14 protein-coding genes are annotated in these 17,041 nt (G+C 63.7%); 5 read left to right on the top strand and 9 right to left on the bottom strand.

Annotation, left to right across the window (positions count from 1 at the left end):
• Positions 1–33 precede the first annotated feature (33 nt).
• The 4 genes from ML401_RS13960 to ML401_RS13945 form a co-directional block, all read right to left on the bottom strand.
• Positions 34–609 (bottom strand): peroxidase-related enzyme, encoded by a 576-nt coding sequence (locus ML401_RS13960; protein ID WP_212068405.1) that lies wholly within the window; start codon positions 607–609, stop codon positions 34–36.
• A 364-nt stretch (positions 610–973) separates the two neighbouring features.
• A complete protein-coding gene (locus tag ML401_RS13955) occupies positions 974–1,630 on the bottom strand; it encodes a TadE/TadG family type IV pilus assembly protein (RefSeq protein ID WP_211418084.1) in 657 nt (218 codons plus the stop codon).
• Complete coding sequence (locus ML401_RS13950) at positions 1,630–2,166, bottom strand: TadE/TadG family type IV pilus assembly protein (RefSeq protein WP_249132198.1); 537 nt, start codon at positions 2,164–2,166, stop codon at positions 1,630–1,632. Before ML401_RS13950 ends, ML401_RS13955 begins: the two co-directional genes overlap by 1 nt.
• A 33-nt stretch (positions 2,167–2,199) precedes the next feature.
• Positions 2,200–3,621: a TadE/TadG family type IV pilus assembly protein gene (locus ML401_RS13945; protein WP_285812251.1), complete on the bottom strand. Its 1,422-nt coding sequence runs from the start codon at positions 3,619–3,621 to the stop codon at positions 2,200–2,202.
• 495 nt (positions 3,622–4,116) lie between these two features.
• On the opposite strand from ML401_RS13945, the gene ML401_RS13940 reads away from it, so the two are divergent.
• Positions 4,117–5,592 (top strand): FAD-binding oxidoreductase, encoded by a 1,476-nt coding sequence (locus tag ML401_RS13940; RefSeq protein WP_285812250.1) that lies wholly within the window; start codon positions 4,117–4,119, stop codon positions 5,590–5,592.
• Positions 5,593–5,597: 5 nt separating this feature from the next.
• Here the strand turns inward: ML401_RS13940 and ML401_RS13935 are convergent, their stop codons facing one another.
• The 3 genes from ML401_RS13935 to ML401_RS13925 all read right to left on the bottom strand — a co-directional run bounded on the left by ML401_RS13935 (position 5,598) and on the right by ML401_RS13925 (position 9,869).
• Positions 5,598–7,295: a GMC family oxidoreductase gene (locus ML401_RS13935; protein ID WP_285812249.1), complete on the bottom strand. Its 1,698-nt coding sequence runs from the start codon at positions 7,293–7,295 to the stop codon at positions 5,598–5,600.
• A gap of 110 nt (positions 7,296–7,405) precedes the next feature.
• On the bottom strand, positions 7,406–8,965 hold the full coding sequence (locus tag ML401_RS13930; RefSeq protein ID WP_259206001.1) for an acyl-CoA carboxylase subunit beta: 1,560 nt from the start codon (positions 8,963–8,965) through the stop codon (positions 7,406–7,408).
• Positions 8,895–9,869 carry an IclR family transcriptional regulator gene (locus tag ML401_RS13925; protein ID WP_285812248.1) on the bottom strand — a complete coding sequence of 325 codons (975 nt, stop codon included), beginning with the start codon at positions 9,867–9,869 and terminating at the stop codon, positions 8,895–8,897. The genes ML401_RS13930 and ML401_RS13925 overlap by 71 nt, the downstream gene beginning before the upstream one ends.
• A gap of 94 nt (positions 9,870–9,963) precedes the next feature.
• Between ML401_RS13925 and ML401_RS13920 the strand changes: the two genes are divergently transcribed.
• From ML401_RS13920 to glsA, 4 genes are all read left to right on the top strand, one after another.
• On the top strand, positions 9,964–10,185 hold the full coding sequence (locus tag ML401_RS13920; protein WP_211418090.1) for an acetyl-CoA carboxylase biotin carboxyl carrier protein subunit: 222 nt from the start codon (positions 9,964–9,966) through the stop codon (positions 10,183–10,185).
• A gap of 166 nt (positions 10,186–10,351) precedes the next feature.
• The gene (locus tag ML401_RS13915) at positions 10,352–11,518 is read left to right on the top strand and encodes a TAXI family TRAP transporter solute-binding subunit (protein ID WP_259205992.1); all 1,167 of its coding nucleotides are present in this window, start codon (positions 10,352–10,354) and stop codon (positions 11,516–11,518) included.
• A gap of 231 nt (positions 11,519–11,749) precedes the next feature.
• Complete coding sequence (locus ML401_RS13910) at positions 11,750–13,825, top strand: TRAP transporter permease (protein WP_259205989.1); 2,076 nt, start codon at positions 11,750–11,752, stop codon at positions 13,823–13,825.
• Between the two features lie 21 nt (positions 13,826–13,846).
• The gene (glsA, locus tag ML401_RS13905) at positions 13,847–15,694 is read left to right on the top strand and encodes a glutaminase A (protein WP_285812247.1); all 1,848 of its coding nucleotides are present in this window, start codon (positions 13,847–13,849) and stop codon (positions 15,692–15,694) included.
• 90 nt (positions 15,695–15,784) lie between these two features.
• On the opposite strand, the gene ML401_RS13900 is transcribed toward glsA, so the two are convergent.
• The gene (locus ML401_RS13900; RefSeq protein WP_194407574.1) at positions 15,785–16,087 is read right to left on the bottom strand and encodes a nucleoside triphosphate pyrophosphohydrolase family protein; all 303 of its coding nucleotides are present in this window, start codon (positions 16,085–16,087) and stop codon (positions 15,785–15,787) included.
• A gap of 26 nt (positions 16,088–16,113) precedes the next feature.
• Complete coding sequence (locus ML401_RS13895; protein WP_259205984.1) at positions 16,114–16,641, bottom strand: carboxymuconolactone decarboxylase family protein; 528 nt, start codon at positions 16,639–16,641, stop codon at positions 16,114–16,116.
• Positions 16,642–17,041 lie beyond the last annotated feature (400 nt).

Genomic DNA, 17,041 nt, shown 5'->3' with positions numbered 1-17,041 from the left:
CGAGCCGCCCGATCGTGAATGAGCGAAACTCCGTCAGCCGCGTCCCATGCTGTAGAACTCCGCGTTCGGACGCATGCTGGTGACGTTGGCAAGCCGGTTGGAGAGGCCGAAAAAGGCCGTGATCGCGGCAATGTCCCAGACGTCCTCCTCCGTGAAGCCGTGCGATTTCAGCGCGGCGAAATCGGACTCGGAAACCTCGTAGGCCTCGGTCGAGACGCGGACGGCGAAATCGAGCATCGCCTTCTGGCGGTCCGTGATGTCGGCCTTGCGGTAGTTGACCGCAACCTGGTCCGCGATCAGCGGATCCTTGGCGCGGATGCGCAGGATCGCGCCATGCGCGATGACGCAATACTGGCATTGATTGAGGTTGCTGGTCGCGACCACGATCATTTCCCGCTCGGCCTTGGTGAGATTGCCGGGCTTGTCCATCAGCGCATCGTGGTAGGCAAAGAATGCGCGAAACTCGTCCGGCCGGTGCGCGAGCACGAGAAAGACGTTCGGAATGAAGCCGGACTTCTCCTGGACGGCCAGGATGCGGGTCCGGATGTCGTCCGGCATGTCGGCGAGATCAGGGACGGGGAAGCGACTGATGGCAGATGCCTGGGTCATGGCCTGGATATCCTCGGGCTGGTCGATGGGAATCTCTACCCATCGCGTTCCTCATGTTCTTGGCCCGGGTGATTGCAGGACATCCTCGGGCGGTTGCGTCGAGCGCGTCAGGGGGAGGTTCCGCGGTCGCCCGTAGCGCCCGCCTCCCAGCGCGGCTATCGCCATCAATGCCTGCTTCGACGTCGTAAAGCAATGCAGGCTACCGTAGCCCAGCCCCCCGCGCCCAGCGCGCCGGGGCGATCGCAGGCGCGCTTGTACCCAGACGCCCCGCCTGCAAGCCCCTGCTCTGGCGTGATGAACTTCTCGAAGAGACCGACGTGCCGCCCTGCACCATCCCCGATCGATCAACCTCGCTCCTGCGAGGCTAACAGGTCTTCTGCTGCAAATGCTGGACGCAGGTGCAGGTGGTCGACGTCGGAGAAGTCGTTTTATACTTCACGTCGTAATATGGAAAGCTCGAGGCGTTGGTCGAGCAGCGCGGGAACAGATAGTAGCTGTCGGACAGCTTGACCGTGCCTGCGATGGTGAAGCCGAGGTTGGGCGTGTAATCGTAGGAGACCTCGCTCAGGATGAGCGAGATTTTAGCGTTGGTGGTCCCGCCCGGCGCGGTAAAGGACGACAAAGTCATGGCGGTCCCCGGCGTTCTCGCCCCCGACCCGCTGGTCGACTTGCTCCATTGCACCGTTGCGTTGCCGCTGCTGTCGGTCGAGACTTCCGAGACCGTGATCGTCATCAAGGAGTTGCTACCATTCTTGATGGGATATGGAGCCATGATGGCGGTCGCAGCCGCGAGGATACCGTCCATTTGGCTCGGGCTAACGGACGTGTTCTGCGTGATCATGTCGGCGACAGCATGCGCGGTCGCACTGACCTTGACGTTCATGGAGAGCGCGGTGCCGAGCTCGACGCCGCCGATATAGAGTAGCAGCATGAACGGCGTCACGATCGCGAACTCCGTCGCTGCCACGGCGCGGACATCGGATACCAAGTGCCGGACGCGAGATGACAGGGCCGAGATCATCAGGTAGCTCCTGGCTCGTTCTGGAACGCGGCGGACGACATGATCAGCCTGTTGCCGTTGCTGAGGTTCGACAGGTTGAAACCGAGCGGACCGAGGACGACCGGCCACTCGTACATGATGCGGAGCACGACGATATCGCCAGCCTGGCCCGGATCGTACTGCCAGACATTGGAGACCTTGCCCGTGCCGTCATAGGTCAGGGTCGGCATCGCCGTGTTCGCTGCTGTCCACGTGGTCGCCACCTGCATGTCGACCATCAGGCCACTGCAGTTGAAGAGGATCACGATCTGATCGCAGACCTTCTGCTTGAAGACGGCCTGCGACATGTTCGCAGACTGAACCTGTCCGGTCATCACGAGACGCGCCGACTGGCGGACGATAGATTCGAGCGTCTGCTGGGCAAAGAAAACGAGAAAGGTCTGGATCAGTGCGATGACAAGCGCGAGAAACGGCGCGGCGACGAGCGCGAACTCGACGGCCGTGGCTCCGCTGTCATTCGCGGCAAAAGCGGCGCAACGGTTGCGGCGTCTCTTCATTGTCGAAGCTGATCCAAGCATGGCCTCTTTTCCCTACTGCACGAGGCTGGCCGTGCTGGACGCGACCTTGATGAACAGATCCGTCAGTGCCTGGTTGATGTCGCCGCCATTCTGAACGTTTGCGTACAGGCCCGGCGACGCGCAGGATTTCAACCGTTGCGCGATCGTGCCGGTCGACGAGGACGGGTTGTTGAATTGCGAGATACGGCTGGTGTACCAGCTGTCGCTCGGCAGTTGCAGATACTCGGTGTAGAGAATCGCGATGCGGATGTTCCGAGTCTTGATGGTATCGCAGATCGCCGTGTTGAGCGGTTGCTGGCATCGCAAAGTCGTCGAGTTGGCCGCCGGCAGCGCATAGGTGGCATTTGGATCGCAGCTGCCACCCGTCTTCGGAATCAGCTTGTCCTCGACGCCGTCGGTGACGAGGAAGACCACTTCCTGCGGCGTCCCGGCCGCGGTACCGTCGCCGGGATTGGGCATAATCGCATTGAGGTCCGTCAGCCCCTTCGAGATGTCGGTGCCGTAGTCGGTGGTGTAGACGCAGGCGCCCTTGCTGTCGAGAACCGGGCAGTTCTGGTGGTCGACCGTCAGGAGCTGAATGTTGCCGATCTGCGTGCCGGCCGTGGTCGGGGTGGTCAGCGTCTGGATCGTGTTCAGGGCGTAGTCGAAGGTGTAGATGGCGGCCTTGTAGGTCGTGTTGTTGAGCGCCGACATGCACTGCATGACGCCGCCCGAGGTGCCCGACTGCGGGCAGGACCAGGGCCCGACCATCAATTGCTTGACGGCATTCGTCACGAGATCGATCCGCAGCGTGATGTTGTTCGCACGCGCGACCGTGAGATTGTCCTTGTTCGTCGCGCTCGGAGCTGCGTTGTTGGGATGCGCCTCGTGGCAGGCGAAGGCGCAATTTTTCGCGTAGTTGGGCTGGTTTTTCGTGGCGAGAACCATCGCGTCGATGTCGCTCTGGGTGGCCGCCAACGCCATCGACGGGGAATCATCCAGCAGCAAATAGAAATTCATGTTGGGGGCGCTGGACGCCTTCGCCGTTGCCGAACCGGCCACCTGCCAGGTCGACTTGCCGAGGACGCCGGGGAAATTGTTGACGGACTCTGCGGTGTAGGAGACCGTGATGGTCCGCGAGAGACCGGAATCGGTGACGGTGATCGTCGGCGTGGGCACGGCCGCCAACCCGGGCAGGTTCGCCTTCGCGGCAAAGACGGCAGCCGCCGTGTTCTCGATGACGGACTTGGTGGTCTGCGTCAGCATCGCGGGCCGCACGGCCGCGATCGCGGCCGCGTCGGCGGCTGCGTTCAATTGCTCACGCTTCCGCAAGGCCAGCGTGTAGTCGAGCGTCATCCCCAGAAGAAAGATGATGGGAACCATCGTCAGCGCGAAGATGATGGCGACGTTGGCCTTCCGGTCTGTCGCGAAACAGAGCATTGCGCGGCGGAGCATGAGGTTCATCCTGGCTGCCGTCGTTGCGGCAACGGTCCTTTCCCTGTGAAATCGACGGAAGAGGCTGTCGGGTTCGATCCCGGCACTCGCCCATCACGGGCGGAATATGGCGATCGGTCTCTTAATCAACACTTACGGGCACTCCGCAAACCGGAACCTCACCGGAGGCAGATGTCTCATATCGAGAAGGCATCATTAATGTCGCTTAAATGCGATCGCAGCGATTGACGCTAAACCCTAGGGAACACCGTAAAATTCCGGATGACCCATGCGCCTGCCGACAGAACGCGCCTCAGGCGTCCGGCCTCTCAAGCGGAAAACCCGAAACACCCCCACACACGATCGTCGGCGCGAGCCGCGCCTGCCCGCCCGGCGCTCCGGGGAAGAGACATATTGCCGTTAGACTCCACGGCGCAAACGTGGACAACGCCCTGACGCACGCCAGCGTGCGCAGTGCACATCAAGATGCGCCAGGGGAAACAAGAAGGGAAACAAATGCCGGCTGCCGGCCCGTCGTCCGAACCCACCATTCCAACCATTCCGCTCACCGCCCAGATCCGCGATTCACTGCGCGCGATCGTGGGCGAGAAGGGCCTGATCGAGGACGAACACGGCAAGCAGCCCTTCGTGACGGATTGGCGCGGATTGCTGGTTGGAGGTGCCGGCGCCGTCGTCCGCCCCGGCAGCACCGAGGAAGTCGCGCAGGTGGTCAGGCTCTGCCATGAGCGTGGGATCGCGATCGTGCCGCAGGGTGGCAACACCAGCCTGATGGGCGGCGCAACGCCCTGGCCCGCGCACACCGGCATCGTGTTGTCGCTCGGCCGCATGAACCGCGTGCTGGAGGTCGATGCCACCGGCTACACCATGACGGTCGAGGCCGGCTGCGTGCTGCAGACCCTGCAGGAGGCAGCAAGCCGGCACGACAGGTTCCTGCCCCTCAGCCTCGGCGCCCAGGGCTCATGCATGATCGGCGGCAATCTGTCGACAAATGCCGGCGGCGTGCAGGTGCTCCGCTACGGCAATGCCCGCAATCTCGTCCTGGGACTCGAAGTCGTCTTGGCCAATGGCGAGGTCTGGAACGGATTGCGTGCGCTGAAGAAGGACAATACCGGCTACGACCTCAAGCACCTCTTCATGGGCGCGGAGGGAACGCTCGGCATCATCACCAAGGCCGTGCTCAAGCTCTGGCCCGCGCCGAAGGACGTCTGCACGGCGTGGCTGGCGATCCGCGATCCGCGCGCGGCGCTGGAGATTCTGTCGGAAGCCCATAGCGCATCCGAGGACAATGTCGGCTCCTGCGAGCTGATGAGCCGCAGCGCGATCGACATGGTGCTCCGTCACATACCCGGCGTGCAGGATCCGCTGAGGGCGGAGACGCCATGGTATCTCCTGATGGAATGGTCGTCGGCGCGCGCACGCCGGGATGGCGCCGAGGGCATGTCCGAGAAGCTGGAGCAATTTCTTAGCCAGCAGCTCGAGGCCGGACGCGTGCTCGACGCGGTGATCGCCCAGACCGGAAACCAGTCGCGCAACATGTGGCGGATCCGGGAAAGCGTCGCGGAGGCCTCGCGCGCCGAGGGGCCGGGGCTCAGCTACGACATCTCGGTGGCCATCTCCAGGATTCCCGATTTCATCGACCTCGGGCTCAAGGCGGCGCTCGAGATTCTCCCGACCATCCGGCCCTATCCGCTGGGGCATATCGGCGACGGCAATCTGCACTTTTCGTTCATGGCGCCCGCCGGCATGGATCAGCAGACGCTGACGCAATACAAGGCCGCCATCACGCGGGCGGTGAACGATCTCGTCACATCCATGGACGGCTCGATCTCGGCGGAGCACGGCATCGGCATCGACAAGCTCGACGAGCTCAGCCATTACCGTTCCAAGACCGAGCTCGACATCATGCGCACCATCAAGCGCGCGCTCGATCCGCAGAACATCATGAATCCCGGCAAAGTGCTGCGGGTGTAGGGGTTTTATTGCATGATCGCGGCCGCGATCTTCTCCGCCGACATCAGCACCGGAAAATTGGTGTTGGCGCACGGCACCACCGGGAAGATCGAGGCGTCGACGACGCGCAGGCCCTGGATGCCCTTGACGCGGCCCTGGTTGTCGACCACCGCCATCGGATCGTCCGCGCGGCCCATCCGGCATGAACAGGAGGCGTGCCACACGCCGATGGTGGCCTTGCGCACGAAGGCCTCCAGCGCATCGTCGTCGTTCATGACCTGATCGAAGGTAAAACCTTCGACCACGAAATTGTCGATCATGTAATGGCGCAGCGCGGCCGGCCCGTCCATCAAGGCCGCGGCGATCTTGGTCAGGATCTTGTTCCTGGTGTTGACCACGCCGATCTTGCGGACCTTGTCGGTATAGGCGGCCGGGAACGGCTTGTCAGTCACTGTCCTGACGATGTCGCTCATCTGGACCGCAGCCATCTTGCGGAAGCCGCTCATCAGCCGATCGAGATCGCGCCGGTCGGACAACAAATTGAACTCGACGATCGGCTCCGCGGACGGATCGCGCGAGGCAAGCTTGACCTGCCCGGTCTCGGAATAGGTCTTGTTGACGAAGGTCAGCAGCGAGCCGATCTGCTCGCCGACCGCATGCCAGGCCGACTTGGAGAGCAGCACGACGAACATGTCGCCCTTCGGCACGTCAGGCAGCCCCGACGAGTAGCGCAGCCCCAGCTGCATGTGGCGCCTGGTGTGCTCGTTCATGCGCGCGCCGCGGCGGACGAAGGACGACAGCGAGATCGAGGGATGGTCCATCAGGCGCTGGCCGACGCCCGGCAGACCCATCAGCACGGGAATGCCGAGATCCTTGAGGTGGCCGACCGGCCCGATGCCGGCGCGGAGCAGATGCGCGGGCGAATGGATGGCGCCGCTGGAGAGGATGATCTCGCGTCCCCGGAAGTCCTGCTCGCGTCCGCCGACAACGGCCTTCACGCCCACGCATCGCGTACCTTCGAACAGCAGCTCCTTCACCTGCGTATTGGTGGAGATGGTGAGATTGGCGCGTTTGCGGGTGTCGCGGTCGAGATAACCCATGGCGGCCGAGACGCGCTGCTCGGCCTGGTTGGAGTGCGTCACCGGGAAGAAGCCGTCGACGAACTCGCCGTTCTGGTCGGGCAGGAATCGGTGGCCGGCCTGCTGGAACGCCTCGGCGAAGGCCTGCGAGTGCTTCGTCCAGTGCTCCCTCGGAATCCGGCGAACCGGAATCTTGCCGTCCTTGCCGTGATAGGGACCGTCGAAATCGAGGTCGCGCTCGACCTTCTTGAAGAAGGGCAGCACGTCATTCCACGTCCACCCCTCCGCGCCGCGCGCGTCCCATTCGTCGTAGTCGGTCGGCGCGCCGCGGTTGGCCATCTGGCCGTTGATCGAAGAGCCGCCACCAAGCACGCGGGCCTGCTCGTATTTGCGCAGCGGCGGACGCGCCTCGTTCGGATTGTTGTGGCTGACGACCTGGGTCGTGACCTTCAGCTCCGTCCAGTGGAAGCGCGGATCGAAATAGGCTGTGCCGGGATAGCTGTCTCGAATTTCAGCCGGCTCGTTGCCGGGCGGCGTATCCTGTCCGGCTTCGCACAGCAGGACCTTGTTGGCACTCTTCGCCGAGAGCCGGTGGGCCAGCACGGACCCCGCCGAGCCGCCGCCCACGATAATGAAGTCGTACACGATTGGCGCTTCCTCTTGTTCTTGCCCGGGGAACGTAGCGCGTTCTTATTTGGAGGTCACGATGCAAGCTGCCCGGCAAGATGCCGCGCAGCCGCACCAGCAGCCGAACCTCACGGCCTGATCGTCATCTTCTCCGGCGGCCCCGCTTTTCGCAGCGGCTCCGCCAGCCGCGCGAACTCGCACAGCAGCGAGCGGGTCTTGCGGGGATCGATAATCTCCTCGACCCAGAATTTCTCGGCCGAGCGGAACGGCGAGCGCAGCTTGTTGAGGCGCTCCTGGATTTCCTCCAGCTTGCCCGCCTTGTCCTCGGCCGCGTCGATGTCGGCGCGATAGGCGGCCTCGATGCCGCCCTCGAGCGGCAGCGAGCCCCAATAGGCCGAGGGCCAGGCATAGCGGATCGAGAAGCGGTCGGCCGGCTGGTGCACGACGCCGGCAACACCGAACGCGTTGCGCAGGATCACGGTGCACCAGGGCACGGTGGTCTGGTTCACCGCCGCCATGGCGCGCACGCCGTGGCGGATGGTCGCCGCCTTCTCGGCATCAAGGCCGATCATGAAACCGGGGCAGTCCATGAGATAGACGATCGGCAGGTGGAAGGTCTCGGCGAAATCGACCCAGCGCACCACCTTCTGGCAGGCATCCGCCGTCCAGGAGCCGCCATAGTGAAAACTGTCGCTGGCCAGCACCATCACCGCCCTGCCCTCGAGCCGCGCCAGGCCGACGATGATGGGCTTGCCGAAATTCTTCGCGACCTCGAAGAACGAGCCCTTGTCCACGACAGACTCGACGATCGGCCGTATCTTGTAGACCTGCTTGCGGTTGCGCGGCACCGCCTTCATCAGCGCGTCTTCGCTGCGCTCGGGATCGTCGGCGCAGGGCAAGGTCGGCGGCAGCTCATAGACCGACGACGGCAGATAAGACAGGAAACGCCGCGCGCAGGCGAACGCTTCTTCTTCGGTATCGACGGCATGATCGACCGCGCCGGCGCGGGTCTGGATGTCGGCGCCGCCGAGTTCCTCCTTCGAGAGATCCTGCCCCAGCGCCTTCACGACAGGCGGCCCCGCGACGAACATCGCGGACTTCCGGGTCATGATCGAATAGTGGCTGGCGGCAAGGCGCGCCGCCCCCAGGCCCGCCACCGAGCCGAGGCCAAGTGCGACCACCGGCACACGCGACAGGTTCTCCGTCGTGAAGCGGTACCAGCGCGTGCCGCCGATGCCTCCCGGCAAATTGGCTGCTCCCTTGGTCTCGATGGTCTTGACCGAGCCGCCGCCGCCGGAGCCTTCGATGATGCGGACGATGGGCAGGCGGAAGTCGTGCGCCATCTCCTCCGCCATCAACGGCTTTGCCGAGATCGACGCATCAGCCGAACCACCGCGGACGGTGAAATCGTCGCCGACGACCACCACGGTGCGGCCGTCGACGCGCGCCCGGCCGAACACGCAGTTCGCCGGCGTCAATTTCTGCAACTCGCCGCTGCTATCGTATTCGCCGATGCCGGAGACGGCACCGATCTCGTGAAAGCTGCCTTTGTCGATCAGCTTGTCGATACGCTCCCGAACAGTCAGCCGGCCCTGGTCATGCTGTCGCTTGACCTTGTCAACGCCGCCCATCTCCCGCGCGAAGGCTTCGCGCCGGGCGAGCTCGTCGAGTTCCGGCTTCCAGTTCATTCACTCCCTCCGAATGGATCGGCTTGTTATTGTTGTGCACGGCCATTGCGACCGGTTTACGCGGGATGCGGTTGTTGAAGACGTCGCCTTGCGCGCCTTCCACCAGACTGCCGAGCGAGCGACCGAGTTCGAGCATCAATGGCGCGACTTCGGCGTGCAGCCGCTCCTCGTCATACATCGACGAGAGAAGACCGATCGTGATGACCACGAAGGTCTGGTACTGCGGCGACCAGATCGGCACCGCGAGTCCGTTGATGTGCGGGCTCCACAGGCCGCAGGCCGTGACATAGCCGCGCTCACGCAGCGACTGCCTGTTCGCCTCGATGCGGGGCTTGAGGATCTTCGCAGCCTCGGGCGCTTCGCGCTCCATCTCCGCGATGAAGGCATCGCCGACTTCCGGCGACAAGGCCGCGGTGTAGGCCGCGCCCGCGGCGGTCGAGGCCATCGAGATGCGACTGCCGGTGCCCTCGTGCAGACCGAGTGCGGTCGCCGAGCGCGCGAACAGGAGATAGACGAGATGGAAGCGATCCGGAACGACGAAGCCGACCGTTCCCGGCAATTGCTCGGCGACGTCCTGCAGTCGCTGCCGGATCATGCTGCGCAGCTGCGCGCCCTTCATCATCGTCGCGCTCATCGCGACCGCGCTCGGGCCGATGCGATATTTCTGATCACGCGGCAGGTAAACCAGTTGCCCCATCCGCGTCAGCGTGTGCGTGAGCCGCGACACCGTCGAGCGCGGCAGGCCGCAGCGATTTGAAATCTCGAGATTGCCGAGTCTCGCCTCGTGGCCCTCGAAGCATCGCAACACGTCGAACGCGCGCGAGACCACCTGGATGACATCTCCCTCACCGGCATCGCCAGCGAGCACGCTTTGCCTACTCAACCGCTCGGATCGTCGTCCCATGTTCCCTACCGTCTGTTCCGCTCTGCGGAATTAAATTCCACTTGCAGACGACGCTACCTCAGGCATTTTGCGACGACAACAAAAAGGCGATGGCATGCCAGAAATTAAGATCGTCACCGAGGTCGCGGGACGTGTCTGCGCAACTCCCGTGCAAGTTGGAGGAACCGTTGCGGATGGCGATGAAATTGTGGTGGTCGAAGCGATGAAGATGGAGATACCGGTGCCCTCGCCCGCGAACGGTACGATCACGTCACTTCTGGTGAAACTCGACGACATCGTTGCGGAGGGACAGGCGATCGCGATCGTCGCGTGCTGAGCATTCTCTCTGTCAATTGCGCGACAATCTGTCAGCTTCATCCCCGCATGCGCGGTACGGCGTTGCCATCGTTTGATGGCGGTGACATGATCTGTTGCAAACAAAACGTTGTTTCAAACAAAGAAAGAAAATCTTCGCAACAAAGCGAGGATCATTGGAGGGAAACATGCTTCGTGGGCTGCTCATACTCGCGCCTGCCTTGGTGGCAGGCATTTCTTTTGCGTCTACACGCTACGCGTTCGCCGAAGACGTCAAGCTGCCGGCGACATTGACCTTCACCGCCTACGACACCGGAACAGCCGGCTTCAACATCGCGGTCGGCGTCGGCAAGATGATGAAGGACAAATACGGCACCGACGTGCGCGTGCTCCCCGCAGGCAACGACGTCGCGCGCCTTGCGCCGTTGCGCGCCAAGCGCGCGGCGTCCGCGGCGATGGGATCGGGCACGTACTTCGCGCAAGAGGGCGTGTTCGAGTTCGGCGCGAAGGAATGGGGCCCGCAGCCGCTGCAGATCCTGCTCTCGACCGTCGACTGCAATTGCGGCTCGCTCGGTGTCGCCGCCGACACCGGCGTGAAGGAGCTGAAAGACCTCAAAGGCAAGCGTGTCGGCTTCGTGGTCGGCTCGCCGGCGTTGAACCAGAACTCGCTTGCCGTGCTCGCCTTCGCCGGCCTGACGCAGAAGGACGTGAAGGCTGTCGAGTTCGCGAGCTACGGCGCGATGTGGAAAGGCCTGATCAACAACGACGTCGATGCCGCCTTCGGCACCACCATCACCGGCCCCGCCAAGGAGGCTGAGACCTCGCCGCGCGGCCTGATCTGGCCGCCGCTGCCCGCGAAGGACAAGGAGGGCTGGGCGCGGATGCAGAAGGTCGGCTCGTTCTTCTTCCCGCAGGTCGCGACCTGCGGCGCCGGCATCTCGCCGGAGAAACCCGTCGAGCTCGGCAACTACCCCTACCCGATCTTCGTAACCTACGCATCGCAGCCGGCCGATCAGGTCTATGCGATGACCAAGGCCATGATCGTGAATTACGACGCCTACAAGGATTCCGCACCGGGCGCCGGCGGCCTCGCCGCCGATCGCCAGACCAAGAACTGGGTGGTACCGGTGCATCCCGGCTCGGTGAAGGCACTGAAGGAAGCCGGGCAATGGAGCGATGCGCAGGAGGCGCACAACAACAAGCTGATCAAGCGGCAGGAGGTACTCGGCGCGGCGTGGGCTGATTACGGCAAGTCCAATCCGCCGTCGGACGACAAGGCGTTTCTCGCGGGCTGGATGAAGGCGCGCGCGGCTGCGCTTGCGAAGGCTGACATGACGAACGGGTTCGAGGAATAGAACGCGATGTTGTTGCGCCCGATCGCGGCTCCGCGAGAAGTGCGCTCCCTCTCCCGCTTGCGGGAGAGGGTTTCTCCGCATTGCGATTCCCCAAGGGGCAAGAGCCCTCACCCGGCGCTGCGCGCCGACCTCTCCCGCAAGCGGGAGAGGTTAAGGAGCCCGCGGCCCGACCGATTCAAACAACGGCCGTTCGCTTAATCTGCATTCAACTGCCCACGCGCGGGATCGATGATGCCTTCTGCTTCCACCTCCACCGCCCCGCAAGACGCGCCCAAGCGGATTGTGTTCGACGATCCGCACGGTGCCGCCGCTAACATGCAGGAAGCGGAGGTCACGCGCGTGCGCGCGCTTCGCGGCGCCTGGCGCTGGATGCTGGTGGCCGCGACCGCGGCGACCATCCTCCTCTGCATCAACCAGCAATTCTCGCTGCGATTCTTCATCGGCTATACCCAGCTCAACACGGAGTATTTCTATCTCCTGATCGCGCTGATGCTGCCGTTCACGTTCCTGATCTTCCCCGGTACCGAGCGCGCGTCGCTCGACCGCATTCCCTGGTATGATCTCGTCCTGTTCGTCGTGACCTTCGCCGCGGCGCTGCTGTTGATGTCGAACGTGCGCAAGGCGGCGGAAGCCGGCTGGGAATTCGGCGGTGCGCCGAACAATGTGATCGCCGCCGGGCTCGTGATGTGGGTGATGCTGATGGAGGCGCTGCGCCGCACCGGCGGCTGGAGCCTGCTCTTGAGCGTTCTCCCCTTCACCATCTACCCGTTGTTTGCGGAGTCCGGCTGGCTCGGACCGTTCCGCGGCACGCAATCGACGATCGAACAGGCGACCGCCTATCACGTGCTGTCGGGCGAGAGCCTGCTTGGGATTCCCATCCAGGCCTTTGCCGACACCGTGATCGGCTTCCTCGTGTTCGGCACCGCGCTGATGATGACCGGCGCCGGAAAGTTCTTCATCAACCTCGCCTTCGCGCTGTGCGGCACCTTCCGCGGCGGCGCGGCAAAAGTCTGCATCTTCGCCAGCGGCCTGCTCGGCATGATGTCCGGCTCGATCATCTCCAACGTGCTGACCGCCGGCACCATGACCATCCCCGTCATGAAGAAGAGCGGCTTTCGCGCCTCCTATGCCGGCGCGATCGAGGCCTGCGCCTCGACCGGCGCGGTGCTGGCGCCTCCGGTGATGGGCGCCACCGCCTTCGTGATCGCGCAGTTCCTCAATGTCAGCTACGCCGACGTCGCGCTCGCCGCGATCATTCCGGCGGTGCTTTATTACGTCGGCCTGTTCATGCAGGTCGACGCCTACGCCGCCCGCCACAAGCTGAAGGGCATTCCGCGCGCCGAGCTGCCGCGCATCATGGATACGATCAAGGACGGCTGGTACTACGTCTTTGTCATCGCGCTGTTGATCGTGATGCTGCTCTATTTCAAGCGTGAGAGCCACGCGCCGTTCTATGCCACCGCGCTGCTGCTGGTGCTCAACCAGTTCTTTTCCAAGGATACCCGCTGGACGCCCGCGACCATCGGCAAATTCCTCGAGGTCAACGGCCGCACCTTCGTCGAGCTCGTCGGTATCCTCGCCGGCTGCGGCCTCCTGATCGGCGCGTTCTCGATGACGGGCGTGGTGTCGAGCCTCGCCAACGACTTGCTGCATATTGCAGGCGACAATCCCTTCCTGCTGCTGGCGATGTGCGCCCTCACCAGCCTGATCCTCGGCCTCGGGCTGACGACGACGGCCTGCTACATCTTCCTCGCCATCCTGGTCGCGCCCGCGCTGGAGAAGCTCGGGCTGAACAGGATGGCAGTGCACATGTTCATCTTCTATTGGGGCATGCTGTCGTCGATCACCCCGCCGGTCGCGATCGCGTCCTTCGCCGCCGCAGGCATCGCCGGCTCCCCGGCGATGAAGACGGGCTGGGAATCGATGTGGGTCGGCAGCATCATCTATTTCCTACCGTTCTTCTTCGTGCTCAATCCGGCGCTGGTGCTGCAGGGGCCGAGCCCGTATCTAGCCGGGTTCGGCCTGATGGGGCTCGCGGCATTCGGGACGCTGTTCATCTGCGGTGGCATTCAGGGCTACCAGCCCTTCGTCGGTGACTTGCGCGGGACGGGCAGCCTGGAATGGCCGATCCGCGTTCTGCTGGTGATCGGCGGCTTCGTGGTGGCGACGCCCGGCGGCGGGATCATGCCGCTGTCGCAGCTGCAAGTGACGCTGCTGGGACTTGCGATCCTGGCGCCGACGGCTCTGCTCGCCCTGCTGCTGGTCCGGCGGCAGACCATGGTGCCGCACGGGTTGCGCGCTCCCTGATTGCGTTGCACAAGTGAGGCGATGACACCGCTCTCGCCTCTTGCCACCGCCTGGACCCGCTCGAAGCCGCCTTTGCTGCGGTTTCTGGACAATTGCCTCAACGAATTCTCTGCCGAAACCTCGGGCAGTGTCGCCGATTACATTCCCGAGCTGAGCAAGGCCGACCCTGCCTATTTTGGCATCAGCCTGGCGACGCTGGACGGCCATGTCTATGAGGTCGGCGATTCCAGGGTGCCCTTCACCATCCAATCGATGTCAAAACCGTTCGTGTTCGCGCTGGCGCTGGACCTGCTCGGCGCCGGCAAGGTTGAGAGCGCGATCGGTGTCGAGCCCTCCGGCGATCCCTTCAACTCGATCCGGCTCAATGCGGAGAACCATCCGTTCAACCCGATGGTCAATGCCGGCGCGATCGCCTGCACCGGGCTGATCTACGACAGCAAGGGCGCGGAGGCCTTCGAGCAGATCCGGCTCGCCCTCGGCCGCTTTGCCGGACGCGACCTGGATGTGGACGAAGCCGTCTACGCCTCCGAAAGCCAGACCGGCGACCGCAACCGCGCGATCGCGTATCTGCTCAAGACCAACGCGGTGATTTCCGACAACGTCGCCGCCGTGCTCGATGTCTATTTCCGGCAATGCGCCGTGCTCGTAACCGCACGCGACATCGCGGTGATGGCGGCAACGCTGGCCAATCGCGGCGTCAATCCTGTCACGGGCGAGCAGGTGCTGACGCCATACGCGATCTCGCGCACGCTCTCGGTGATGACCTCGTCGGGCATGTACGACTATGCCGGCGAATGGATCTACCGGATCGGCATTCCCGCCAAGAGCGGCGTCGGCGGCGGCATCCTGGCGGCGCTCCCTGCCCGCCTCGGCCTCGGCAGCTATTCGCCAAAGCTCGACAAGCACGGCAACAGCGTGCGCGGCATCAAGGTCTGCGAGGCGCTGTCGGCGCATTACGACCTGCACATGCTCAACCGCAGCGACGATGCCCGCAACGCCGTCATCGCCGATTACGATATCGGCAAGAGCCCGTCGCGCCGCGTGCGCCGGGCGCAGGAGCGCGAGATCCTGGCCGCGCACGACCAGGCAGTACGCGTGATCGAGCTGGTCGGCGTGCTGTCCTTGTCCGCGGTCGACTACGTGACGCGCAGGCTGGCGGGGCAACCGCGGCCGCAGATCGTCGTGTTCGACCTGCATCGCGTCACCTCGACCACCCGCGCCGGCGCGCGGCTCGTTGCCGAAGCGTTCGAGGAGCTTGCCGCACTGAATGTCACGGTCGTGCTGTCCGGCGTCAGGCGCGCGTCCAGGGAATGGGACTCTTTGCGCGAATGGACCGCCGAACTGAAGAACGTCCGCGACTTCTACCTGCTAGATACCGCGATCGAATGGGCGGAAGACCAGATTGTCTACCGCTATGGCGGCTCGATCGATTTCCACGAGACCACCGAGCTTGCCGAGCAGCCGCTGCTCGAAGGCCTCAACGAAGAAGAGCTGACGGATCTCGCCTCGATCTGCACGATCCGGACCTTTCAGGCCGGCACGAAGATCATCACCACGGGCGATCCTGCCTCCTCCCTGTTCTTCCTGCGCAGCGGCGCGGTGCATGTCACACTGCCCGACGGCGTGCGGCTGGCGACGCTGACCGCCGGCATGGCCTTCGGCGAGATGGCGCTACTGGAGACGACGCGCTCGGCCGACGTCTTCGCCGACATGGCGGCGACCGCGTTCGAGGTCCCGCTGAAGGATTTTGAGCGTTTCCGCAAGCAGCACCCGCACGCCAGCGAGCGCGTCATGCGCAACCTCGCGCAGCTGCTTGCCGACCGCCTGATCGTCGCCAATGCGAAGGTGGATATTCTGACGTCGACGTGAGCGGCCTCATTCGCCAGAGGTCGTCATGCCCGGGCCTGTCCCGGGCATGTCCCTGCGGAGGGACTGTCGCCCGCGAACGTACACGTTTGCTCAGCGGCTCGCCGCCTCGCTCAGCCGCCGCTTGATCTTCCTTGCGCTGGCTTCCAGCAGCTCGGATGGCTGCTGGCCGGTGGCCGCGCACAGGCAGGCCCAGTAGTAGATGACATCGCCGAGCTCATCGACCAGACCCGCCTTGTCGAGCCAGTCGTCGCGCAGCAGCTTCTTGATGTGGTCGGCGACCTCGCCGGATTCACCGGCGAGGCCGAGACCGAGATAGGACAACCGCTCGTTGGACGGATGCTCATCGACCTTCGCGATGGTCGCAGCCCAGGCCGCATATTCGTCGATCGTCATCGGCATCCCTCGCCGTTTCTGTCGGCTCAGCCCACCACTTCGGTAACAGGCTGGAGATCGATCTCGAAAGTCTCCAGGAATTTCGAGGTCATGATGTAGAAGCCGACCGAGAGCTGCAGCTCGACCAGCGCGGCCGGCGTCAGCTTCGACGCGATCGCCTTGAAGGTCGCATCGGTCGGCTTCTTCAGCTTAACGATCTCGTCGGTGAAGGCGAGTGCGGCGCGCTGCACCTCGTTGAAGCAGGTCGCGGCCTGCCAATTCTCGAGCGCCTCGTTCTGCTCGTCGGTGACGCCGACATTCTTGCCGATGCGCTTGTGCGCGACGATCTCGTACGGCGCCTCGCACAAGATGCCGGTGCGGGTGATCGCGAGCTCGCGGACGACAGGATCGAGCTCGCCCTTGTGGCGGATCGCGCCCCCGAGCCGGCAGTACTGCTCGAAATAGCTCGGCGAGTGCGACATCATGCGGAAGATGTTGGCATTGCGGTTCTTGTCGAGGATCTCGCGGGTGCGGTCTGATGCCTTGGAGGGGTCGCTGTACGGAATGCGGGCCATGATTTTCCTGAAGTTTTCCCTGAGTTTTTGATGCTTTTTGTAGGTACCGGCGAGAGTTCCCTGAAACTCTATTCTTGCACCGACGCGGGAGCAACATCATCGAGTCAAAATGCCGCCGCATTGCTGATCGACCTTGAGACAGTCGATATTCGCCGTGTGGGGACACATCGCGGTGAGTACTCGAGAAGTGGGGTGTTCCGAGTAAAACAATTGGCCGTCGGGTGCGCTTGCCGCACAACGATGAGTCACGCCCAAGTCTAGGGAGAAAACGGCATGAAGGAAGCCACCAAGGGGGCGGCCTCGGGAGCGCTCGCGCATATGCTGGCGGTGACGGCGATGCTGGTCATCGCCAGCATCTTGTTCTACGGGCGTTAGTCAGCGTTGTGTGAGAGTTTTCGTC

The sequence above is a fragment of the Bradyrhizobium sp. 62B genome (assembly GCF_030272265.2).
Taxonomy (GTDB): Bacteria; Pseudomonadota; Alphaproteobacteria; order Rhizobiales; family Xanthobacteraceae; genus Bradyrhizobium.
This window is presented reverse-complemented; position numbering and strand designations above follow the sequence as displayed.

Coding starts and splice junctions, on each gene's coding strand:
- ML401_RS13960 (WP_212068405.1), bottom strand. CDS start 609: ATGACCCAGGCATCTGCCATCAGTCGCTTCCCCGTCCCTGATCTCGCC.
- ML401_RS13955 (WP_211418084.1), bottom strand. CDS start 1,630: ATGATCTCGGCCCTGTCATCTCGCGTCCGGCACTTGGTATCCGATGTC.
- ML401_RS13950 (WP_249132198.1), bottom strand. CDS start 2,166: ATGAAGAGACGCCGCAACCGTTGCGCCGCTTTTGCCGCGAATGACAGC.
- ML401_RS13945 (WP_285812251.1), bottom strand. CDS start 3,621: ATGCTCCGCCGCGCAATGCTCTGTTTCGCGACAGACCGGAAGGCCAAC.
- ML401_RS13940 (WP_285812250.1), top strand. CDS start 4,117: ATGCCGGCTGCCGGCCCGTCGTCCGAACCCACCATTCCAACCATTCCG.
- ML401_RS13930 (WP_259206001.1), bottom strand. CDS start 8,965: ATGAACTGGAAGCCGGAACTCGACGAGCTCGCCCGGCGCGAAGCCTTC.
- ML401_RS13925 (WP_285812248.1), bottom strand. CDS start 9,869: ATGGGACGACGATCCGAGCGGTTGAGTAGGCAAAGCGTGCTCGCTGGC.
- ML401_RS13920 (WP_211418090.1), top strand. CDS start 9,964: ATGCCAGAAATTAAGATCGTCACCGAGGTCGCGGGACGTGTCTGCGCA.
- ML401_RS13915 (WP_259205992.1), top strand. CDS start 10,352: ATGCTTCGTGGGCTGCTCATACTCGCGCCTGCCTTGGTGGCAGGCATT.
- ML401_RS13910 (WP_259205989.1), top strand. CDS start 11,750: ATGCCTTCTGCTTCCACCTCCACCGCCCCGCAAGACGCGCCCAAGCGG.
- glsA (WP_285812247.1), top strand. CDS start 13,847: ATGACACCGCTCTCGCCTCTTGCCACCGCCTGGACCCGCTCGAAGCCG.
- ML401_RS13900 (WP_194407574.1), bottom strand. CDS start 16,087: ATGACGATCGACGAATATGCGGCCTGGGCTGCGACCATCGCGAAGGTC.
- ML401_RS13895 (WP_259205984.1), bottom strand. CDS start 16,641: ATGGCCCGCATTCCGTACAGCGACCCCTCCAAGGCATCAGACCGCACC.